Genomic DNA, 21,973 nt, shown 5'->3' with positions numbered 1-21,973 from the left:
GAAACTTTCAGCGCGCCGCGCCGGGCGACCGGAGCCGCGCGGGGCGATCTTCCGTGGGGATCACGGGCAGGTGGCGGGCGGCGGCGGGCACCGCGGGCGGCGGCGGGCGCCGTTCCTGCGGTACGGCGGGGCTGCGCGCGGTTCCTTGACCGGCCGGGTGTTCGCGCTAACACTGGGCGCACAACCAGGATGACCAGCACCGCGGACGTCGGCCCTCGGTGGTGTAGTTCTCGATCGACCTTCCTTTCTCGACAGCCCCGCCATCTGTTAGCGCTAACATCGAGAGGCGCTCCATGAACAGACCCGCCCCCTCACGACCGAGACCCCGCCGCGCCGTCACGGCAGCCGTCGTGGCGCTGCTGGCCATGTGCCAGACCCTCGTGGCCGCCGGGCAGGCGGCCGCCGCGACGATCGACACCAGCGCCTGGTACGTGCTGGTCAACCGGCACAGCGGCAAGGTCATGGACGTCTACGAGCGCGCCACGGCCGACGGCGCGTCCATCGTCCAGTGGGCCCGCAACGACGGCGCCTGGCAGCAGTGGCAGTTCGTCGACTCCGGAGGCGGCCACTACCGCCTGCGCTCCCGCCACAGCGGCAAGGTCCTCGACGTCCGCGACAACTCCACCGCCGACGGCGCGAACATCGTCCAGTGGAGCGACCGCAACGGCGCCAACCAGCAGTTCCGCGTCGCCGACACCGACAACGGCTTCGTCAAGCTGATCAACCGCAACAGCGGCAAGGCCCTGGAGGTCTGGGAGTGGTCGACCGCCGACGGCGGACGGCTGTCGCAGTACGCCGACCTGAACGGCGCCAACCAGCAGTGGCAGCTCGTCAAGCTGGGCGACTCGTCCACGCCGCCGCCCTCCTACCCCGACCCCGGCACCGTCACCGGCTCCGTCAACGTGCACGATCCCGAGGTGGCCAAGACTCCCGCCGGCGGCTATCTGCTGGCCCACACCGGCGAGGGCATCCAGCTGAAGACCTCGGCCGACCGGACGGCCTGGCGCAACGCCGGGTCCGCCTTCCCCGGCGGCGTGCCGTGGGCGCATCCGTACACGAACGGCGGCAACACGCTCTGGGCGCCGGACATCACCTACACCGGCGGCCGCTACGTCATGTACTACTCGGCCTCCACCTTCGGCTCCAACCGCTCGGCGATCTTCCTCGCCACCAGCACGAGCGGGGCGTCGGGGTCGTGGACCAACCAGGGCCTGGTCATCGAGTCGCGGACCTCGGACGACTTCAACGCCATCGACCCCAACCTCGTCGTCGACGACCAGGGCCGCTGGTGGCTGAGCTTCGGCTCGTTCTGGTCCGGCATCAAGATGATCCAGCTCGACCCGGCCACCGGCAGGCGGCTCGGCTCGGCCGTCCACTCGATCGCCGGCCGCAACGGCGGCGCGATCGAGGCGCCGACCGTCTACCGGCACGGCGCCTACTACTACCTGCTGGTCTCCTTCGACGCGTGCTGCCGGGGCGCCGCCAGCACCTACCGCGTCATGGCCGGCCGCTCCACCTCGGTGACCGGCCCGTACGTGGACCGCAACGGGGTGGCGCTGACCGCCGGCGGCGGCACGCAGATCCTGGCCGGCCACGGCGACATCCACGGCCCCGGCCATCAGGCGGTCCTCGCCGACACCGACGGCGACGTCCTCTTCTACCACTGGTACGCGGCGGACAACTCGTCCCGGCTGGGCATCAACAAGATCGGCTATGACGCGGCCGGCTGGCCGTACGTCTACTGACGCGGCAGGGCGGCCGGCACGCGCCGCGCCCGGCCGCCCTCTACCCGCCCCCGGCGTCCCCGTGCACCCCGGTCGCCCGCAGCAGGTGCGGGCGCAGGAGTTCGGCCCGCTGCAGGGGCAGCCCGCCGGCCCGCGCGGCGCCGGTGAGCGCGTCGGCGATCCAGCCGGGCTCCACCTGACCGCCGTCCGGCCGCCTGATCAGCGGCTCGTCGGCGCCCCGTCCGGCGGACTCGGCCTCCAGCAGGCGGCGGATCTGCGGCGAGATCGGGTACGCGACCGGGTCCCGCTCGTCGCGCACGACGAGCACGACGGGCGGGCCGTCGCCGGGCAGCGCATGCAGGTCGCGGGCCGACAGCGAGGCGAGCGCGTCCGCGGACGTGCCGGTGGCCTCCAGCAGGGCGACGGCGAGCGCCTCGGCGCGCCGGCCGTCACCGGCCAGCCGCGCGATCCCCCTGCGCAGCAGGCGTCGTTCGTCCCGGGTGAGGCGGGACGTGCCGTTCAGGATGCGCTGCGCCCGTACGGCGCCGGTCCGCTCGGCGTGCGCGTAGAAGGAGGCCACGACGGCGCGCCTGCCGGCCACCGTCGCCTGGGCCAGCGGCCTGGCGGCGACGCCGTCGCCGGTGGTGAGTGCGGCGTAGCAGTAGGCGTCCAGATGGGTGGCGGAGGCGGCCAGCGGTTCGAGGCCCTGTTCGGCCGCGTACAGCCAGCGCAGCCATGAGGCCAGGACCCGCAGGCAGGTCCGCCGCCGGGCCGTGGAGGGCCTGCCCGCGAGCCAGGTCATGGCCGCGCGCCAGGTCAGCGGGTCCAGCGCGTCGACCAGGGCCACGTCGGCGTCGCCCCGGCCGCGGTGGGGCGGGCCAAGCCCTCCGAGCTGACCGACGCTGGTCAGGCCGGAATCGTCCAGGCGGCTCATGCGGTGACCATGACCCCCGAAGTGGTGCCGTATGTCGCGGAGGCGGCGACGTGCCGAATATAGCGGACCATGCATGACAGACCGATCACGAATAGATCATTCCACGATCTGCCATGCCGTCAGCAGCGTCCGGCTGAGTAGGGGGCGTTCAGTGACAGATGATCTCGCTGATCCTCAGCTCGCCGTGCGCGGGAACCACGCGGGCGCCGCCGGCGTCCCGGACCAGGGTTCCCCAGCCCGTCGGGAGCAGCAGCGGCCATCGGCCGTGCCCGCGCGGCGCCAGCGTGAGGCGCCCGCTGGTGGCGTCATAGGAGGCTCCCGCCAGGGCGTCGAGCACCGACCAGCCGGCCATGGCGCGCACGTAGTGGTCGCCGCACTCGATCTCGTTGTAGGGGTTGCGCCGGCCGCCGTCGTAGCGGCGCCAGAGCCCGGCGAGGATCGCCTGCGCCTCCTCCTCCAGCCCTTCCCACAGGCAGTGCGCCGCGACCTGGTACTCGCTGCCGGTCCACACCTCGTCGCAGTAGCGGGTAGGCACCGCCGGCCGGCCGCCGAGCGGCCAGGTGCACATGAGCAGCCCGGTGTCGTCCTCGTCGGCGAAGACCCGGTAGGGATGGTCGAAGTCGCGGAAACCGGTGCGCAGGTTGTGCCCGACGACCGCGCGGAGGGCCGAGACGACGTGCTCGCGAGGCAGCAGGTGGCCGAGGCCGAGCTGGTGCGCCCACCACTGCCCGATGAGCTGGTCGGCCAGACAGCCTTCGAGCCACTGGAACTCGGCCGAATCGCCCTCCTCCAAAACCTGCACGTAGTACGAGCCGTTGAACAGCGCCTCGTCGTAGCGGGCGCTGCCGCGGTCGAACAGTTCGCGCAGCTCCGCGGCCAGGCCCGGCTCTCCGGCCGGCACCGCCATCTCCTCGGCGGCCCGCAACGCCGCCAGCCAGAGCGTGCCCGTGAACGGGTTGAGCCCGCACAGGTCGATGTCGTGGGTGGACGGCTGCACGCCGTGCAGCACCCCGCTGTCCTCGGGGTCCCAGGTCGCCCGGACGTGCCCCAGGAGCCGTTTCACCCCGGGCCACCAGGGCTCCAGCGGGGCGCCGTGCCGTACCTCGCGGTAGGTCTTCAGCACGGCCCCGAGCATGCCGTCGAGCGCGGGCTCGACCGGCCCCCCGATGGGCACGTCCCAGAGCTGGCGCAGGTAGGTCGGCGCGATCACCCGGTGCGGCAGGTAACCCTCCGGCGCCTGCATGACCTCGTACTCGGTGGCGCGCATGCTCCGCTCCAGCGACGGGAAGAGCCTGGCCACCGCCTGCGCGTAGTTCCAGACGTGGGTGCAGTTGAGCGGGCAGGAGCCCCCCACGTCGCCCGACCACATCACGGTCGAGGCGCCCAGCACCCCCTCGAAGCCGAAGAACGCCCCGTCGGCCGTCCGGAAGCACGACGGGCTGCGCGGGATCGACGCCTGCGCGGCCAGGTGTTCGGCCGCCTGGGCGGGCAGGCTGCTGTCCGCCAGGACGTCCACCCACCGCAGCGAGGTGTCGCGGAGCGGCGTCCACCGCTCGCGCACGTGGGCCGCCACGTCGAGGGCGTCGGCGAAGCGGGTGGCGTAGGCGTTGCCGAGCCAGAACCTGGTCGGCCCCCACTGCGGGTTCGGCGGACCGAACTGTACGAAGTTCGCGTAGCGGTTCGGGAAGTACCACGCCAGGCACAACCGGACGGCACGGGTCTCACCGGGAGCCAGCACCATCGAAGCGACCACGCCGCCGTTCCACGTCAGGCCCGCCGGGCTCGGCCCGAACCCCTGCCGCGGCCCGCTCGCCTGGTAGTCAGCCTGCCAGGACGCGTGCCGCGCCCGTTCCGCGTCACCGTAGACCGCGCGCCCGGCCACGAAGGCGAGGAACTCGTCGGGATGCGTCCACTGCGGCAGCACCGCCGCGTCGGCCGCGTCCACGGTCAGCACCATCTGCCCGGCGCCGGGCGACGCCGGGTCGATCACCGGGTTCTCCATGACCAGCGAGGTCCAGCCGCCCGCGCGGCGCACGCTGTTGACGTTGCCGCCGTAGCCGAGCCCGCGCACGCCGTCGATCGGCGTGGTCCCGTCGTGCCCGACCGGGTTCTGCGCGGCCGCCGCCAGCCACACCTGCGCCGGCAGCGGTCCCGGATTGGCGATCGTGAAGGTGAACAGCGCGACCGGCAGCGAGCTGTCGTCCACGTCGAGCGGGACCAGCGGGTTGAACGCCTCCAGCCCGACCTCGACGGGCAGCCCGTGGTACTCCAGATGGGCGAAGGGATAGAGGCCGCGGAAGGTCGTCCCGCTCACCCCCCGGCGCGTGCGCAGCAGATCGCGCTGCCACGCGGGCACGTGGTCGTCGTTCACCAGCGGCGTGGCCGGAGCGTCCGGTGACCGCGCCTGCAGGACGAACAGCTCGTTCGCGGGCGGCTCCCACGTGCTGACGCGCAGCGCGAAGAACGTGTACGGCAGGACGCCGCGATGGTTGCCGCAGTTCTGCAGCTGCCACTGGCGCAGCCCGCCGTCCGCGCCGATCGCGAGGTTGCCGGTGCCGATCCCGCCGAGCGGCATGGCCACGTGCCTGCCCTGCCCGTGCGGGATGGGCCGGGCCGCGCCGTTCACTTGAGCCCCGAGAGGCGCACGCCGCGGATGATGTGCCGCTGGAAGATCAGGAACAGCACGATGACGGGCAGGGCGGCCAGCGTCGAACCGGCCATCAGCAGGCCGTGCTCGCTCGTCCGCTCGGAGCGGAAGGTCGCCAGGTACTGCTGGATCGGGAAGAGCTCAGGATCGGTGATGGTCAGCACCGGCCAGATGTAGGAGTTCCAGAACATCAGGAACGACGTCGCCCCGACCACCACGAACGCGCCCTTCGAGAGCGGGACGAAGATGTGGCGGAAGATCCGCCACGGCCCCGCCCCGTCGAGCTGGGCGGCCTCCTCCAGCACCGCCGGCACCGACAGGAAGAACTGGCGCAGGAAGAAGACCTGCACGCCCGCCGCCGCGCCGGGGATCACCAGCACCGCCAGGCTGTCGAGCATGCCCAGCTCGGTCACCACGATGAAGGAGGTCAGCATGATCGCGATCCCCGGGATGAACATCGTGGTGAGCACGATGACCCAGATCGTCCGTTTGAGGGCGAACTCCAGCCGCGCGAAGGCATAGGCGCCCAGCGCGTTGACCACCAGGCTGAGCGCCGCGAACAGGGCGGCGCCGGCGAACGTCACGCCCAGCGAGCGCAGGAACGCCTCGTCGGCCAGAAGTTGCGCGTAGTTGTCCCAGCGCCACATCTCAGGGAAGAACTGGAACGGGGTCGCCACGACCTCGGTCTTGGCCTTGAACCCCGCCATCGCCAGCCACGCGAGCGGGAACAACGCGGCGACGACGAAGACCGCGGCCAGGCCGTACCGCAGGATCGCGCCGGGTGCGCCTCTCATGCGTCCATCGCCTTCTCTGATCTGACCAGCCGGAAGATGATCGCCGACACCGTGCCGAGCACGGCGAACAGCAGCAGCGCGGCGGCGATCGAGTAGCCGACGTACAGGTCGGTGGTGAAATGCTGAAGGATGAACAGGTTCGGCAGGTTGGTGGAGTTCACCGGGCCGCCCTGGGTCATCAGCAACGGCAGGATGAGGAACTGCAGCGACGCCGCGAAGCCGGTGATCAGCAGGAACAGGATGACGTTCTTCATGAGCGGCAGCGTGATCCTGAACATCTTCGTCCACGGGCCGGCGCCGTCGAGCGAGGCGCACTCGTAGTAGGTCTCCGGGATGTCCAGCAGCCCGGCCAGCATGATCAGGGAGGCCACGCCCATGCCGATCCAGATCGCCGGGACCGCGATGGCCGGCAGCGCGGTGACGGTGTCGCCGAGCCAGGGGATCGCCTCGATGCCGAAGAAGTCGAGGAACCAGTTGAGCAGCCCGCCGCGGTGGGTGTAGATGAGCGTGAAGACGATGGCCGCGATCACCTCGGAGATCACCGCGGGCACGTAGATCGTCACCTTCATCACGGTCGCCATCCGCCGGCTGACCGACTTGACCAGGTTGGCGAAGACGAACGCGATCGTGACCTGCGCGGGGACCACGATGGCGGAGAAGAGCAGGCCGCGCGTCACCGAGTTGACGAACTCCACGTCGGTGAGCACGTTGAGGTAGTTGCGCAGCCCGACGAAGACGGCCGGGTCGTAGAAGCTCCAGGTGAAGAAGCTGATGTAGACCGCGTGCAGCAGCGGCCAGACGACGAAGACGCCGAGCAGGGCCAGCAGCGGGGCCAGCATGACGAAGGCGGCCCGGTTCTCCCGCCTCGGCCGGGGGCGGGCGCCGGCGCGCGGCCGGGCGCGCGTGGCCCGCAGTGACGTGACAGCCACCGGCACTCCTTTCTCCGCCGCCGGTCCGGCGCGGACCGGCGGCGGGCTGTGCGGGATCAGGATCCCTGTCCGGCCAGGTCGTTCTTGGCGATCAGCTCTTTGATCTCCGCGTCGGCCGCTCGCAGGGCCTCGTCGATGTCCTTGCCCTGCAGCGCCTTCTCGACGGCCTTGCCGAAGGCCAGGCTGACGGCCCAGTCATAGGCCGGCTCCGCCTTGGCGTACTTCACGACCTGCTCCTCGATCGTCTTGGCCCACGGGTTCTCGGCCGCCGCCGGGTCCTTGGCGATCGCCTCGGCCACGGCGGCGCGCGGCGAGTACTTGGAGAACTTGGTGTTCTTGAAGAACTCGACGAGCAGCGTGGTGTCCTCGGCCAGCAGCCAGGAGACGAAGCCGGCGGAGGCGCGGGCGTCGCGGGACTTGGCGTCGACGACCAGCGTCCAGCCGCCGAGCGTCGCGGTCGGCTTGGTGGCGTCGCCGTCGAAGGAGGGCAGGGCCGCCGCGCCGATCTGGCCGACCAGCTTCGGATAGTCCTGCAGCAGCACGCTGGCCGCCCACGAGCCGCACACCATCATCGCGGTCTTGCCCTGGCCCAGCGGGTTGGCGTCGGCGTACGGCGCGAGCGGCTGCTTGGGCATGATCCCCTGCTGGTAGAGCGTCTGGTAGACCTGCAGCAGCTGCTTGTAGGCCGGGTCGGCGGCGCGCGGCGCGGACCAGTCGTCGCTGATCGGCAGGTGCCCGGCCGCGTTCCACTGCAGGCCCCACGTCGACCAGGCCAGGTCGATCTGGTTGGCGGCGGTGACGACGCCCGCGACGTCCTTGGTGGTCAGCTTCCTGCCGTAGTCGATGAGCTCCTGCCAGGTGGCCGGCGGCCGCTCGGGGTCGAGCCCGGCCTGGGCGAACAGGTCCTTGCGGTAGAAGAGCACGGCCGACGGCTCCACCAGCATCGGGTACCCGTACTTCTTGCCGTCGTGCTCCACCGAGGCGAGCACCGGCTCCTGCAGCCCGGCCCACTTGTCGGCCGGGATGAGCGGGTCCAGCGCCTGGATCACGCCGGTGCGGGCGAAGCCGGGCACCTTGCTGTAGTTGACCGTGTAGACGTCGGGCGCCTTGCCCGCGGCCTGGGCGGACCTCATCTTCTGGTCCCAGGTGTCCGCCGGGACGATCACGTGCTTGAGCACGACCTTGTCCTGGGACCTGTTGAAGGCCGCGACGGCCTTCTTGTACCAGGCGTCCTCCTGGTCGGTGAACTTCTGCTGCCAGAGCGTGATCTCGGACTTGCCGGGCGCCGACGGGCCGGCGCCCGATCCGCAGCCGGCGGCCAGCACGGTCGCGCCGGCCACGGCCGCGACCAGCCGGATGAGTGGTGTGCGCACGACGTCTCCTTTCGCGTCACAGGATGGGCAGCCGGGCGCTGACGGGCGGGAGCGTGAACGGCCGGTGCGGGAGCTCTTGGTACCAGTACGCGACCGAGGACAGGTCGTCCTGGCGGCGGTTGGCGTGACCGTGCTCGATGGTCACCTTGATGGAGGTGGTGAAGGGCACCGGGTCCTCGACGTGGAAGCGGTACATCGAGATCTGCCCCGACCAGTTCTCCCCGCCGGGCAGCGTCAGGCCGTGGTACGGGGCGTGGTAGGACTGGCTCGGGCACCAGGCGGTGTTGAAGTAGTCCTCGGTTCCGGTGCCGTGCAGGCTGGGCGGGAAGGCCTCGCCGTCGATGAAGATCATGTCGTCGCCCTCGCCGTACCAGTTCCAGTCGGAGGTGCGGCGCAGGTTGGTGACGTTCAGGACGCAGCCCACGTAGTGGCCGCGGCCCTCGGCCTCCAGGATGAGGTAGTTGCCCGCCCCGTCCTGGTTGGTGCCGCCGAACAGGTACTCGGCGTTCGTCATGGACCCCTGGCCGACGCCGTCGGCGGGGTTCTCCCGCCGCCACTGGGCGTGGAAGCGGCCCAGTCCGTCACCCAGCTCGTCGAACTCGTCGTAGTCGATGTAGTAGTAGAACCAGAGCACCTCCTCCTCGCACTCGCTGGTCAGCTCGAACCTCGCCCGGCTGCCGAAGGGCATGTGGAACCAGCAGTTGAAGGCCTTGCCGTCCTGCGGGCTCATCTGCAGCGGCGCCGAGACGAAGTTCGCGGTGCGGGCGTGGCCCATGCCGAAGAAGTCGCCCAGCGGCACGAGCACGCTGGGGTGCTCGTTGTCGTCCCAGAAGACGCGCAGCACGAGCTTGCGGAGGAAGTCGCGGTCGTGCGTCTCCGGCGTGCCGGGGTCGCGCGGCGCCACGGTCATCCAGATGTGGTTGACCGAGCCGGCGCCGCGGATGTCGGCGAGGGTCACGGTCTCGCCCGGCGCCACCGTGACGCGGTCGTCGTTGCCACCCGAACGGTCCCAGCTCGACACCCTCCTGCGGCGGTGCGAGCGCAGCCGCGGCAGGTCGCGCAGGCTGCTGCCGTACTGGCCATACGTCACGGTTCCTCCTGGATATGAGAAATCGATTGCCGCTTCCTATCGCCCCGCGGGTGACAGGTCAATGAGCGTTACGCGATCGATGTACGGGTCCCGCACATCGATCAGGACTTCACCAGGGCGAAGTCGTCCAGCTGCAGCCACATGTCGCCGTTGTCCGTCCAGATCCCCGCGAAGACCTCGATCGAGCCGCGGTTCCCGCTGTTGAAGGTGACGGTGCGCTTGGTCCAGCCGCCGAGCGCGCGGAAGTTGAGCTCCGCGAACGGGGCGCCACCGGGGGCGCGGACGCCGAAGAAGCCGTTGTCGTTGTCGGGAGAGGTGCGCAGCCAGCCGGTCAGCGTGTAGTCCGTGTGGGGCGTGACCTGGACGGTCTGGTAGATGTCATGCCAGCCGCGGTTGTAGCGGACGAAGGCGTTGCGGTCGGCGGTGAAGGCCCAGGTGCCCTGGTCGACGCCGCCGTTGCCGCGCACCTTCCAGGGCGCCGCGACCGTGTTCGTGGCCTGGCGTTCGAAGCTCGGGTCGCGGACGAGGTTCGGGTTGGCGATGGTCCCGTCCGGGTTCAGCTGTACGCGGATCAGGTAGACGTTGTAGGGCGTCCACTGCGACAGCGCCAGATAGAGGTCCGGCCCCGACGACCAGGGATGCATGTAGCCGCCGTAGAGCCCGGGGAAGTCGGCGAAGCTCGCCACCACCGCCGGGCCGCTCCACGGGCCGGTGGGCGCGCTCGCGCTCCTCAGCACGACGTCGCTGCCCTTGAGGTAGGTCATCAGCCACTTGCCGGTGTGGGCGTTGAACTGCACCGACAGCTCCGACACCGGCGCCGCGACGATCGGGGCGGCGAGCGTGTCGGCGCCGGACCGCCAGGCGCTGCCCGTCCAGTACTGGTAGGCGGACTTGGTCAGGACCGAAGCCTCGGGCACCCGGGCCAGGTAGGCGGCGCCCTGGCGGCCGTTCGGCGTGCCGAACATGTAGACGTGGCCGTCGCGGCGGACGAAGGCCGCCATCTGGAAGTGGTCGGCGCCGCCGGGGTTGTCCCAGCGGGGGCCGCCGCCGGTCACCCAGGTCTGGCCGTTGTCGTCGGAGTAGGCGATGGCGGAGTAGTTGGTGTCCCAGTAGCCGGGTTCGCCCCAGTGCCGCACCGACATGTAGGCGAGGTACTGCCGCGTCCCCACCGACACCCCGGCCGTGGGGATCACGGTGATCTCGTCGCCGTCGACCTTCCTGCTCGGGATGAGCTCCTTGGCGTGGCCGGGCCGGTCGGTGGCCGCGCTGCTGAAGGACATGCCGTCGGCCAGGTTCCGGTCGGTGCTGCGCAGCAGCACCTGGCTGCGCCAGTCGTCGCCGTTGGCGCCCGGCGGCTGCCAGGAGGCGCCGAACGTGTCGCCGAACGCGGCCAGGATCTCCCCGCGGCCGTTGTCCCACATGACGCCGAGGTCGGTCGCCTTGACCTGCCAGGCGGTGTCGGTGGCGCTGACCGAGCCGGGACCGGTCATCTTGCTCACCACGACGGCGGGGGAGTGGGTCGTCGAGGCCTGGGCAGGCCCGGTCAGCGCCAGGCCCAGGAGCGGGATCAGTGCGATGCGTAAGGGCTTCACAGGGCCCCTCCTTCTAAGGAGATTCCGCACAGGTGCACGTGCACGCCGAGTTCGGCGAAGGCCGCGGCCTTGGCGGCGAGGGCGCGGTCCGCGCCGTCGGCGTCGCCCGCGTAGGCCACGTTGAGGTGGTTGGCCCGGTGGCGGGCCATGAACTGGTCGCGGGTGACGCCGTGCAGCACGGCGTGCATGATCGGCCACTGCGGGGTCGTGGCGTCGAGCCTGCGCCTGGTCTCCTCCTCGGGCAGCTCGACGACGGTCGCCCGGCCGAGGTCGGCGTGCAGCTCGCCGTCCATGATGAACACGCGCGACCAGACGATCTCGCCCGGCTTGGAGACGCCGCTGAGCGTGCCGCCGCCGAGCGGGAAGTACATCGGGGGCTGCCGCATGCTCCACGAGGCGCGGTAGCCGCCGTTGTGCGAGGCGGGTACGGAACCCGAGATCTCGAAGACCCAGACGAACCGTCCGTCGTACTCCTCGCCCCAGCGGATGTCGTGCAGCGTCGTGGCCGGGTCGAGGCCCATCGCGGTCCAGACGCGGTTGGTGATCAGAGAGTCCACGGCGACGCCCTCGTCGACCTCGTTGAAGTGCGGCAGCGGCCGTCCCGCGTACAGCTCGCGGGAACCGTCGCGGCTGAGCACCGGCGGGCGGGAGACGTTGTTGAGCAGGCCCTCCGCCAGGTCGCTGGCCGGGACCACGTCCTTCAGGCCCTGCTGGTACTGGATGCCGACCGCGTCGAGGCCGAAGTCGTCGGCGATCCGCAGCGCGGCGACGTACATCTTGAACTGGCTGGTCAGCTGGGCCTCGGTCAGCTCGGTGGCCTCGTCCGTGCCGAGGTGGAAGGTCAGGCCCTCCCGGTCGAGCCAGGCGCGGACCCGCCCGGCCTCCTCGTCGCCGACCCGTTGCATCTCGGCGACGAGCGCGCTCTGCGACAGGCGCTCCTTGTAGATCCCGAGGGGGTTGAGCAGCTCGTCGTCGATGATGGCGTTGTACATGCCCATGCAGCCTTCGTCGAAGACGCCGATGATGGCCTTCTCGGTGGCGAGCTGCCGGGCGACGGCCTTGCCGAGGGCGATCTCCAGGCTGTCCCCTTCCGGCTGATATTTCGTGACATGGCTGGTGTCGTGGGTGATCTCTCCGGTCTCCAGCCAGGTCTTGAGCCCGTGCCGCGACCACTCGTCGGCGAACTCCTCGCTCCACAGCACCGAGTACGGGCGACCCGCCTTGGTCAGGCTCCCGGCCAGGTTCAGCAGGCCGACCAGGCCGGGCCACTGCCCGCTCCAGTTGGCCACGATCAGGACCGGGCCGCGATGGCCGCGCAGTCCCGCCAGCACGTGGTGGCTGTACTGCCAGACCGCCTCGACGACGATGAGCGGCGCGTCCGGCGGCAGGGTCCTGAAGACGTCGATGCCGGCCCGCTGGCTGTCGATGAAACCGTGACCCTTGACGGGGTCGACCTCGTGTCCGCGCCGCACCGACCAGCCGAGCTCGCCGAGCGCCCGGGCGAGATCGGCTTCCAGCTTCTCCTGGACCGGCCAGCAGGTCTGGTTGGCGCTCTGGCGCAGGTCGCCGCTCGCGACGGTGTAGACCACGCCGGGCTCCGCCGCGGGCGGCTCGATGAGCTGGGGGAATGCGTACATGTCTGCCCTTCAACGATGCTGACGGTCGGCGAGCTCGTGCGCGAGGCTCGCCGTGCTGGGGTAGAGCCGCAGGTAGAGGCGGTAGAGCTCGTCGTACGCGGCCGACGACTCCGGCCGCGGGGTGACCACGTGGCTCACGGGGTTCCAGGCGTCGGCGCCGGCCTCGCCGACGAGCCCGGCGGCGAGCAGCGCGCTGCCGTACGAGGCGCCGATGGAGGTGACCCGGACCTCCTGCGGCAGGCCGGTGATGTCGGAGACGATCTGGGTCCACAGGGCGCCCTGGGTGCCGCCGCCGACGGCGACGGCGCGGCGCACGTCGCCACCCGCCGCCCGGATGGTCTCGACGTTGTGGCGCACGGCGAAGCCGGTCGCCTCCAGGGCGGCCCGGTAGAGGTCGCCGCGGGTGTGCGAGAGGGTCAGGCCGGCGATCACGCCCCTGGCGCGCGGGTCCATGACCGGGGTGCGCTCGCCGGCGAAGTAGGGCAGCATGAGCAGGCCGTTGGCGCCGGCGCCGGACTCTCCGGCCTCCGCCAGGAGCTCCTCGTAGCCGGCGCCGGACAGGTCGCTCAGCCACGTGGTGATCGCGCCCGAGGTCGCCATGCCGCCGGCCAGGTTGTAGGTGCCGGGCACCGCGCCGACCGTCCCCCAGAGGCCGGGCCAGGTCAGGTGCTCGGCGGTGGTGTGGACGAGGAACATGGTCGTGCCGTACATGAGCATGAGGTCGCCCGCGCCGTGGGCGCCGACGCTGAGCGCCTCGGCCCAGGCGTCGATCGTCCCGGTGGTCACCGGGATGCCCGCCGGCAGGCCGGTCTCCCGGGCGGCCCCGGCGGTGACCGTGCCCGCCTGCTCGCCCGGCCAGCGCAGCGGGGGCAGCTCGATGCCCGGCGCGACCGCGTCGGCCCAGGGCCGGTGCCAGCCGAGGCCGCCGACGTCGTAGAGCGGCGTGCACTGGCTGGCCGAGTGGTGGTCGAGCACGTAGGCGCCGGTGAGCCTGCGCACCAGCCAGGAGCTCGGCATGTACAGCCGCCGCGCCCTCGCGTACCGTCCGGGCTCCTCGTCGGCGATCCACGCGATCTTCGCGCCGGCCGCCTGGCTCGACAGGTCCGAGCCGCCCCTCCGCCGGATCTCGTCCTTGCCCAGCTCCCGTTCGAGCCGGTCGATCTGCGCGGTGGCGCGGGTGTCGACGCCGTAGAGGATCGCGGGCCGCACCGGCTCGTCGCCGGCGTCGGCGAGCAGCACGCACGGCCCCATGCCGCTCACCCCGACCGCGCCGACCGTCACGTCCCGCGCCAGCTCACGGGCCAGCTCGGCGAACTCCCGCCACCAGTGGCGGCCGTCCATCTCGAACCGTCCCGGCCCCGGCCGGTCCACCGTGTGCTCGCGTGCCGCCGACCGCCGCACCGTGCCGTCGGGGGCGACCAGCACGCCCTTGCTGCTGGAGGTCCCGATGTCGACGCCGAGCACGTACACGAGCAACCCCTGGGAAATCGATTGCTGACTTCGCCGACGCTAATGAACCCCGCCGACGGAGTCAACAGCTCAGCGGCGCGAGCTCTCCCGTACGTGCAACTGGGTGTGCAGGGTGACGCTGCTCGCCGGACGGGTCGGCTCGGTGATCCGCTCGGCGAGCAGCAGGGCGGCGGTACGGCCCAGCTCGTAGGTGGGCTGGTCCACGGTCGTCAGGGTGGGCCGGACCAGGTGGGCCCACGGGATGTTGTCGAACCCGGCCACGCCGACCTCCTGGGGGATGCGCACCCCCTGGTCGACCAGGCATTCGACGGCGCCGACCGTCATCAGGTTGTTGGCCGCGAAGACGGCGTCGGGCCGGGGATCCTGCCGCAGCAGGTCCGCCATCGCCGCGTAACCGCCCTCCTCGCGGAAGTCGGCGAACCTGATCAGCTCCGTCCTGACCTTGCGGCCGGCGGCGCGCAGCGCCCGCTGGTAGCCGCGCAGGCGCTGGGCCGCCGTCGACAACCGGCGCGGGCCGGTGACGCAGGCGATGCGCTCGTACCCCGCCTCGATGAGGTGCCCGGTGGCCAGCTGCGCGCCGTGCTCGTTGTCCACCATCACGGTGTCGACGGCGACGCCGCGGGGCAGCCGGTCGATGACGACCACCGGGACCCCGGCCTCCACCAGCCGGTTCACGTGCGTGCCCCGGCCCGAAGGAGAGATGATCACCCCGGCCATCTGGTCGTTGAGCGCGGCGGTGACGTACTTGCCCTCCTTGGCGGGATCCTCGTCGCTGTTGCACAGGACGACCGAGAAGCCGGCCTTCTGCGCGACGTCCTCCACGCCGCGGACCATCGCGGTGAAGAACGGGTTGCCGATGTCGGAGATGATGACGGCCCACAGCGTGGTCTGGCTCCTGCGCAGGTTGCGCGCCACGGCGTTGGGCCGGTACTTGAGCTCGCCCATGGCCTGCCGGACCCGCTCGGCCAGCGCCGGATCCACGCTCGACCGCCCGTTGACCACCCGCGAAACCGTCGCCGCGGACACCCCCGCGTGGCGCGCCACGTCGTAGATCGTCGTCATCCCGTCCTCGTTTCGGATCGTCTGGGGGAAGACTAACGGCAATCGATTCCCCCGTCGGGAGGCGCTGTCCCGATCCGGCCAGACTCCGGGTGGACGCCCGCCGGCGGGGTGCTCTCGGCCACTCCGCCGGCGGGCCCGCCGCTACTGGGCGTCGACGATGAAGTAGCCGCCGGTGTTCTCCAGCGGAGCCAGCGGGGTCAGCTTCTTGGCGGCGGCGTCGTACTTCACGACACCGGCGCAGGCGGCGGCGAGCACCCGTCCGGCGGGCCAGGACTGCGAGCAGGTGACGCCCTGGATCGCCTCGTAGCCGAACGAGCCGCCGTTGAGCACGTTGGCCAGCTTCTCCGCGGTGGGCTCACCCTCGATCTCGGCGAACGCCTGCAGGAACAGGTCGGCCGCCCAGTACGTCGTCACCGTGCCGATGCCGTCGGCCGGGGCGTCCGACCCGATCGCCTTGAGGTCCTCGCTGACCTGGGCGAAGCTGTCCCCGCCGAACGCCATGGCGCCCTGGGCCGTGGTGCCGATCATGCCGTCGACCGTCTGCGCCGTGCCGGGGTTGTCGAGCAGCGCCTGCGCCGCCTGCCCGTAGATCATGTCGCCGGTCCAGCCCAGCGACTTCAGCGCGCCGAGCACGCCCAGCAGTGCCGGCGCGGTGACGTTGGCCGCCACCACGTTCGCGCCCGACGCCATGATGCGCGAGGCGATCGGGGTGTAGTCGGACAGCGGCGGCTCGGTGGCGCTGGGCAGGTCCGCCTCGGCGTAGACGACGCTGAGGCCGAGGTTCTCGGCGGTCGCCCGGGACGAGATGACGCCCGCCTTGCCGTAGGGGTCGGAGGAGGCGAAGACGCCGAACTTGATGGAGGCGGCGTCCTTGCCGGTCGCCTTGAGATACTGCTCCAGCGAGGCGGAGGAGCCCACCGCCTTGCCGGGCAGCACCTCCGGGCACGAGGTCTGCCCCTGGTTGCTGTACATCCACGGGTTCTCGTTCCAGGTGCAGAAGTCCTGCCCCAGCCAGCCGAACGTCGGGACCCTGTGCTTGGCGATGTAGTCGCCGTTCACCCCGGAGGCCGGCACGTACGGCACCAGGGCGAAGACCTGCTTGGACTCGACGAGGTTCTGGGTGGCGTGCTGCGAGGCGGCCGGCTGGCCGTTGTCGTCCTGGAACCCGGCGTACTCGAAGGTGTAGCCGTTCACGCCGCCCTCGCGGTTGGCCCGCTCGAAGCGGGCCCGCGCGCCCACGTCGAGGCCGGGCAGGGTGTGCTGGCCCGCCTTGGTGTTGGTCCCGGTCCCGCCCACGGTGATGACCTTGCCGTTGACGCCGCGCACCGTCTCGCCGGTGAGCTCCGGCAGGTCGCCGAGGAGCTTGGCGATCTCCTCACCGGCCTGCTGCGCGGTCAGCGGCTCGGTCGCGGCCGCCTTGGCGGCGCCCGTGCCTGACGAACCGGAGGAGGCGGTGCCTGAACCCCCGCCGCATGCCGTGGTGAAGGAGAAGAGGGCGGTCACGGCCACCGCTGACGTGACCCGCCGGAACCGGCGGGGACGAGGAATGGTCATGGTGTTGCCTTTCTGGTTCGGTCACCCATGGGGGCGTCAGTGCACGACGGCCGACATGCCGAGATAGGCGGCGGCGACCTGCTGCTCGTCGACCTCCGACCGGTCGTTCACCCAGCGGAGGTGGCCGGTCTGGAGCGCGCCGACCTGGTCGGCGACGGTGAGGACGTCCCGAGCCTTCTCCTCGACGAGCACCACAGTGGTGCCCTCCCGCTGGAGGCGCTGGAAGGCGGCCATGATCTCCGCCGTGACGAGCTGCGCCAGCCCGAGCGACGGCTCGTCGCTGATGAGCAGGCGCGGCCGGCGCACGAGGAAGGGGGCCAGGCTGAGCATCTGCTGCTCGCCGCCGGACAGGTTGCCCGCCGGCTGCCCGGCCCGGCGGGCCAGCGATTCGAACTGCTCGTAGACCTTGGCCCGGTCGGCCTTGGACGGGAGCCAGATGCTCAGGTTCTCGTCGACGGTGATCGAGGGGAAGACACCGCGGGACTCGGGCACGAGCACGAGACCGCGCTCCACGCGCTCCAGCGCGCCCAGCGCCGTGATGTCCTCGCCGTCGAAGACGATCCGCCCGCCGGTCGCCGGCACCAGCCCGGCGATGGCAGAGCACAGCGTGGTCTTTCCGGACCCGTTCGCGCCCAGCAGCGCCAGAATCGTCCCCTCCCGCACGGCCAGGTCGATCCCATGCAGAACCTCGACCTCCCCGTACGCCGCCCGCACCCCATCCAACTCCAGCAGTCCGGACCCGCCACCGTTCCCGGCCGCGGTCCCAGCGGCGGCCCCAGCCGCAGCGGTCGCGGGGGCGGCGTCCGGCTCCCGCACCGTGAGGGGCGGCTCCTCCGCCGCCTCGGCCGCCACCGCCGTGCTGGCTGCGGTCGCGGTGAGTTCGGCTCGTTTGCGGTCGCGGCGGTGTCGGGCGGCCTTGGACTGTGCGGCGAGGAGGCCGTTGGGCTGGGCCGCGAGCTGGATGGCGCCGAGCCCGAAGAGCACCTGGGGGATGAGGTCGTTGCTGGTGCCGCCCCAGCTGATCGGCCCGAGGGTGAAGCCGTGGGCCATGATCCAGGGCAGCACGGCGCTGATGATGCCGGCCTCGATGGCGCCCCCGGGCTGGCGGATCCCGATGATCACGACGATCGCCAGCCACAGGAACGTGGCCTGCGGAGGGTTGGCGGTGTTGAGGATCGTGCCGTACACCGTGACGGCCAGGATGCCGCCCAGCCCCGCGACGGCGGCGGAGATGACGAAGATGAGGAGCTTGGTGACCGGCGGGGAGACGGCCGACGCCGACGCGGCCGGCTCGGCCGTACGCACCGCGATCATCGCGCGTCCCGCCGCGGAGTCGGTGAGGTTGCCGGCGATCCAGACCATCAGCAGCACGGTGAGGAAGCAGACGACCAGCAGCACCCGGTCGTCACCGAGGTCGATCGGCCCGAACCGCGGCCTCGGGATCGACCAGCCGGCCGTGCCGTTGGAGAACCACTCCATCTTGAACAGCACGTTGGTGGCGAGCAGCGCCAGAGCCAGCGTGGCGAAGGTGAGACTGAGGCCGGACAATCGCAGCGCCGGCAGCGCGGTCAGCGCGCCGAGCACGGCCGCCACCAGGACGCCGACCACGGCGGCCGGCACGTAGTGCCAGCCGTTGGCCAGCAGCAGGCCGACGGTGAGACCCGCCGCGGTGGCGAACGCCCCCTGGGCCAGGCTCACCATGCCGCCGAGCCCGGTGACGATGGTGAACGACAGCAGGATGATGCCCAGCGCGAGCCCGTAGATGATCAGCTGCCGCCAGATGCCGTTGGCGAAGGTCAGGGCCGGCACCAGGACGATCGCCGACTTGATGATCCACGGCAGGGCCTTCTTGAACGGCGTGAGGTCGTCGCGGTAGTCCGGGGTCGGCTTGGCCGCCGACGCGCTGGTGCCCGCCTTGCGCCGCTTGCGGTCGTACCCGAGGAAGATCAGCGCGATGAACAGCACGGCGTACGGCACCGAGGCGGTCAGGCCGTAGACCTTGGCCGCCCAGGCGCCGACGGCGCCCAGGTAGTCCTCGTTGACGTACGCCACGACCACGTTCCGCAGGGCGCCGATGAGCAGGCCGGCGAGGAAGGCCAGCGGGACCGAGCGCAGTCCCGCCACCACGGCGGCCGTCGTGGCGACGAACAGGGCCAGCGTGTAGTTGTCGTTGACCAGCCCGAACGGGCCGGGGAACGGGGCGGCGAGCACGCCCGCGATGGCGGCCACGAAGAAGCTGATCACCCACGAGAGGGTCGAGACCCGGCCGGTGTCGATGCCGCGCAGCCGCGCCAGCACCGGGCTGTCCACCGCGGTCCGCATGTGCAGGCCGAGGGAGGTGAAGCGGAGGAAGGCCCACATCGCGAGGAAGAGCAGGATGCTGGCGGCCAGGGCGACGAGCTGGTCGTTGCTCAGGACCAGCCCCTCGGCCAGCACGTGCTGGGCGGGGGGCAGCACGCCGGGCACCTGGTACACCTCGGCCACGTCCTGGAACGGGATCCCGAACAGGTCACGCAGCGCACCGCAGACCAGCAGCACGAAGGCCGGCACGACGATGAGGACGCCGACGCCCGCGACGATCTTCGTCGACTCCTCGGCGTCGGTCAGCCGGGAGAACACCAGGCGGTCCCAGGCCCAGCCCATGAGCGGGGCGAACAGCACCACCACGAACAGCAGCGTCAGCCACTTGTTCCAGCCCAGGGCGACGTGCAGCTGGTGGTAGAGGTAGGCGGAGGCGAAGGCGGTGGCCGCGTGGCCGAAGTTGAAGATGCGGGACGTCGAGTGCGACAGGACGAGCCCGATCGCGAGCAGGGCGTAGATCGCTCCCGACACCGCGCCGCTGATCGCGATGCTGAAGAACTGCACAGATACTCCTCACGTGCCTGAAGCGTCAGTTGCCGAGGTAGGCCGCGATGACCTCAGGGTTCCTGCGGATCCCGGCGGGCGTGCCGTCGGCCAGCACCGCCCCCTGGACCAGGCAGACGACGCGGTCGGCCAGGCCCATCACGAAGTCGACGTCGTGCTCCACGAGGATCACCGTCAGCTCGTGCCGCCGCACCAGCCCGAGGAGGACCTCGCGGAGCAGCTCGGTCTCCCGCTGCCCCAGCCCCGAGGTCGGCTCGTCGAGCAGCAGCAGCCTGGGCGAGTCCACGATGGCCCTGGCGAACTCCAGCAGCCGCAGCCGGCCGATCGGCAGCGTCGCCGCGCTCACGTCGCGCACGTCGGAGAGCCCGCACAGCTCGACGACCTCGTCCACCCGCTGGAGCAGGGCCTCGGTCTCGCGCCTGCGGTGCGGCAGGCCCAGCAGGTCGCCCAGCAGCCCGCGCCCTCGGGTGCGCCATTCCAGCGGTACGAGCACGTTCTGCCGGACGGTCAGCCAGCCGAACGCCTGATGCCGCTGGAAGGTCCGGCGGATGCCGTGCCGGGAGAGCCAGGAGGCCGTCCTGGCGGTGACGTCCGCGCCGTCGAGGACGATGCGCCCTTCGGTGGGGGTGCGCAGCCCCGAGACCGAGTCCAGGAGTGTCGTCTTGCCGGCGCCGTTGGGGCCGATGAGGCCGACCACCTGGCCGCCGGGAACGTCCAGGGTGACCGCGTCGACCGCCGTGATCCCGCCGAATCGCACCGTCACGTCCGCCAGGCGGAGAACGTTCGCGCCGCCGGGATCGCCGGGCGGGCGGGCATGGGCGGCTTGGGCAAGGTTCATGTGTGCTCACTTCCTCGGAGAGGCGCGTCTCCACCGCAAGCGCCGACCGGCGTCCTGGCAAAGAGAACCCGTTACCGTTGGAGGTAGCGTGACCAGCCGAGTACGGCTTGTCAATATCTCCGCTGCCAACAGAATCTCGGCGGCACTCTTGACAGATGCCGCCGGACGGGTGAGCCTTCGCTAAACAGAACGTGTTACCAAACGGTCGTGATGTGCCCGGCAGTCCGGCCGTCTCCATCTCCGAGAGGAACGCGGATGACGTCGATCGATGAGTTCCGTGCCAGGGCGCGAGCCTGGCTGGAGCAGCACGCCAAACCCTTCGACGAGGCGGCCGGATACGACCTGGAGGGGAGCGCCGTCCCGCTCCAGGAGTCGAAGCGGTTCCAGAAGGCCCTGTGGGAGGCCGGGTTCGCCGGCATCACCTGGCCGAAGGAGTACGGCGGGCAGGGCCTCGGCGCCGCGGAGCTGATCGCCTTCAACGAGGAGGCGGCCGACTTCGACCTGCCCACCGGGCCGTTCACCATCGGCCTCGGCATGCCCGGCCCGACGATCCTGGAGCTCGGCACGGAGGAGCAGAGGAAGCGCTACCTGCCCCCGCTGCTGCGCGGCGACGAGATCTGGTGCCAGCTCTTCTCGGAGCCCGGCGCGGGCTCGGACGTCGCCAGCCTGCAGACCACGGCCACGCGGACCGAGACCGGCTGGCTCATCAACGGCCAGAAGGTGTGGACCTCGGGCGCCCAGTACAGCGACTTCGGCACCATCATCGCCCGCACCGACCCGACGGTGGCCAAGCACCGCGGCATCACCATGTTCATCGTCGACATGCACCACCCGGGCGTCACCGTGCGGCCCCTCGTCGTGGCCACCGGGCACGCCCCGTTCAACGAGGTGTTCTTCGACGACGTCGAGGTGCCGGCGGACGCGGTCGTCGGCGAGGTCGGCGAGGGCTGGGGCGCCGCGGTGGTGATGCTCCGCAACGAGCGCGTCACCATCGGCGCCGGGGGCCGCGCCCGCTCCAACCCGCTGGGCTTCGACTCGCTCGTCGAGCTGGCCCGCGCTCGCGGCCTGGAGGCCGACACCGCCGTCCGGCGCAGGCTCGCCGTCCTGTACGCCCGGGAGTCCGCGCTCGGCGCGTACGGGCGGGTGCTGCACGAGGAGACCACCGCCGGCGTCGAGATCGGCGCCCGGGGGTCCGCCGCGAAGCTCGCCGGCGCCGAGCTGGCCCTCTGGGCGGCCGACCTGGCGCAGGACATCATCGGCAGCGACATCGCGCTCGGCGGCGCCGACCTGGAGCGGGTGGTCTCGGCCATCGTGGCCGCCCCCGGCGGCGCCGTGGCGGGCGGCACCAACGAGATCCAGCGCAACATCGTCGGCGAGCGCGTGCTCGGGCTGGCGAAGGATCCCGGCGTCGACCGGAACACGCCCTTCAACCAGCTGAAGCTGTCCCGCTGACCGGGCCATCAC

15 protein-coding genes are annotated in these 21,973 nt (G+C 71.4%); 2 read left to right on the top strand and 13 right to left on the bottom strand.

The genetic code is table 11. The annotated features are described in order from the left end of the window. The first annotated feature begins 293 nt into the window (after window positions 1-293). On the top strand, window positions 294-1,745 hold the full coding sequence (locus ABD999_RS42285) for a family 43 glycosylhydrolase (RefSeq protein ID WP_333485720.1): 1,452 nt from the start codon (window positions 294-296) through the stop codon (window positions 1,743-1,745). A gap of 40 nt (window positions 1,746-1,785) precedes the next feature. On the opposite strand, the gene ABD999_RS42280 is transcribed toward ABD999_RS42285, so the two are convergent. The 13 genes from ABD999_RS42280 to ABD999_RS42220 form a co-directional block, all read right to left on the bottom strand. Continuing rightward, window positions 1,786-2,658, bottom strand: a complete 873-nt coding sequence (locus tag ABD999_RS42280; RefSeq protein ID WP_271277535.1) for a hypothetical protein — start codon at window positions 2,656-2,658, stop codon at window positions 1,786-1,788. Window positions 2,659-2,806: 148 nt separating this feature from the next. After that, window positions 2,807-5,284 (bottom strand): GH116 family glycosyl-hydrolase, encoded by a 2,478-nt coding sequence (locus ABD999_RS42275; protein ID WP_271277534.1) that lies wholly within the window; start codon window positions 5,282-5,284, stop codon window positions 2,807-2,809. Then, window positions 5,281-6,099, bottom strand: coding sequence for a carbohydrate ABC transporter permease (locus ABD999_RS42270; protein WP_271277533.1), 819 nt, complete (start codon window positions 6,097-6,099; stop codon window positions 5,281-5,283). The genes ABD999_RS42275 and ABD999_RS42270 overlap by 4 nt, the downstream gene beginning before the upstream one ends. After that, window positions 6,096-7,028, bottom strand: a complete 933-nt coding sequence (locus ABD999_RS42265) for a carbohydrate ABC transporter permease (protein ID WP_271277532.1) — start codon at window positions 7,026-7,028, stop codon at window positions 6,096-6,098. The genes ABD999_RS42270 and ABD999_RS42265 overlap by 4 nt, the downstream gene beginning before the upstream one ends. Window positions 7,029-7,084: 56 nt before the next feature. Continuing rightward, the gene (locus ABD999_RS42260) at window positions 7,085-8,401 is read right to left on the bottom strand and encodes an ABC transporter substrate-binding protein (protein ID WP_271277531.1); all 1,317 of its coding nucleotides are present in this window, start codon (window positions 8,399-8,401) and stop codon (window positions 7,085-7,087) included. A gap of 16 nt (window positions 8,402-8,417) precedes the next feature. Continuing rightward, the gene (locus ABD999_RS42255; protein ID WP_271277530.1) at window positions 8,418-9,491 is read right to left on the bottom strand and encodes a glycoside hydrolase family 172 protein; all 1,074 of its coding nucleotides are present in this window, start codon (window positions 9,489-9,491) and stop codon (window positions 8,418-8,420) included. 101 nt (window positions 9,492-9,592) lie between these two features. Beyond that, window positions 9,593-11,083 (bottom strand): glycoside hydrolase family 183 protein, encoded by a 1,491-nt coding sequence (locus ABD999_RS42250; protein ID WP_271277529.1) that lies wholly within the window; start codon window positions 11,081-11,083, stop codon window positions 9,593-9,595. Next, window positions 11,080-12,720, bottom strand: coding sequence for a hypothetical protein (locus tag ABD999_RS42245; RefSeq protein WP_271277528.1), 1,641 nt, complete (start codon window positions 12,718-12,720; stop codon window positions 11,080-11,082). The genes ABD999_RS42250 and ABD999_RS42245 overlap by 4 nt, the downstream gene beginning before the upstream one ends. Window positions 12,721-12,729: 9 nt before the next feature. After that, window positions 12,730-14,190, bottom strand: a complete 1,461-nt coding sequence (locus tag ABD999_RS42240; protein WP_271277527.1) for an FGGY-family carbohydrate kinase — start codon at window positions 14,188-14,190, stop codon at window positions 12,730-12,732. Between the two features lie 69 nt (window positions 14,191-14,259). Next, a complete protein-coding gene (locus tag ABD999_RS42235; RefSeq protein ID WP_219549532.1) occupies window positions 14,260-15,252 on the bottom strand; it encodes a LacI family DNA-binding transcriptional regulator in 993 nt (330 codons plus the stop codon). A 141-nt stretch (window positions 15,253-15,393) separates the two neighbouring features. Continuing rightward, the gene (locus ABD999_RS42230; RefSeq protein WP_271277526.1) at window positions 15,394-16,806 is read right to left on the bottom strand and encodes an ABC transporter substrate-binding protein; all 1,413 of its coding nucleotides are present in this window, start codon (window positions 16,804-16,806) and stop codon (window positions 15,394-15,396) included. A gap of 36 nt (window positions 16,807-16,842) precedes the next feature. Further along, the gene (locus ABD999_RS42225; RefSeq protein WP_271277525.1) at window positions 16,843-19,671 is read right to left on the bottom strand and encodes an ABC transporter permease subunit; all 2,829 of its coding nucleotides are present in this window, start codon (window positions 19,669-19,671) and stop codon (window positions 16,843-16,845) included. A gap of 25 nt (window positions 19,672-19,696) precedes the next feature. After that, the gene (locus ABD999_RS42220) at window positions 19,697-20,509 is read right to left on the bottom strand and encodes an ABC transporter ATP-binding protein (protein ID WP_271277524.1); all 813 of its coding nucleotides are present in this window, start codon (window positions 20,507-20,509) and stop codon (window positions 19,697-19,699) included. 255 nt (window positions 20,510-20,764) lie between these two features. On the opposite strand from ABD999_RS42220, the gene ABD999_RS42215 reads away from it, so the two are divergent. Continuing rightward, window positions 20,765-21,961 (top strand): acyl-CoA dehydrogenase family protein, encoded by a 1,197-nt coding sequence (locus ABD999_RS42215; protein WP_271277523.1) that lies wholly within the window; start codon window positions 20,765-20,767, stop codon window positions 21,959-21,961. Window positions 21,962-21,973 lie beyond the last annotated feature (12 nt).

The sequence above is a fragment of the Nonomuraea ferruginea genome (assembly GCF_039540635.1).
GTDB classification, from domain to species: Bacteria; Actinomycetota; Actinomycetes; order Streptosporangiales; family Streptosporangiaceae; genus Nonomuraea; species Nonomuraea ferruginea.
Note: the sequence above shows the minus strand (reverse complement) of the source record. Positions and strands in the feature narration are given on the sequence as shown.

Coding starts and splice junctions, on each gene's coding strand:
- ABD999_RS42245 (WP_271277528.1), bottom strand. CDS start 12,720: ATGTACGCATTCCCCCAGCTCATCGAGCCGCCCGCGGCGGAGCCCGGC.
- ABD999_RS42220 (WP_271277524.1), bottom strand. CDS start 20,509: ATGAACCTTGCCCAAGCCGCCCATGCCCGCCCGCCCGGCGATCCCGGC.
- ABD999_RS42235 (WP_219549532.1), bottom strand. CDS start 15,252: ATGACGACGATCTACGACGTGGCGCGCCACGCGGGGGTGTCCGCGGCG.
- ABD999_RS42270 (WP_271277533.1), bottom strand. CDS start 6,099: ATGAGAGGCGCACCCGGCGCGATCCTGCGGTACGGCCTGGCCGCGGTC.
- ABD999_RS42285 (WP_333485720.1), top strand. CDS start 294: ATGAACAGACCCGCCCCCTCACGACCGAGACCCCGCCGCGCCGTCACG.
- ABD999_RS42230 (WP_271277526.1), bottom strand. CDS start 16,806: ATGACCATTCCTCGTCCCCGCCGGTTCCGGCGGGTCACGTCAGCGGTG.
- ABD999_RS42280 (WP_271277535.1), bottom strand. CDS start 2,658: ATGAGCCGCCTGGACGATTCCGGCCTGACCAGCGTCGGTCAGCTCGGA.
- ABD999_RS42215 (WP_271277523.1), top strand. CDS start 20,765: ATGACGTCGATCGATGAGTTCCGTGCCAGGGCGCGAGCCTGGCTGGAG.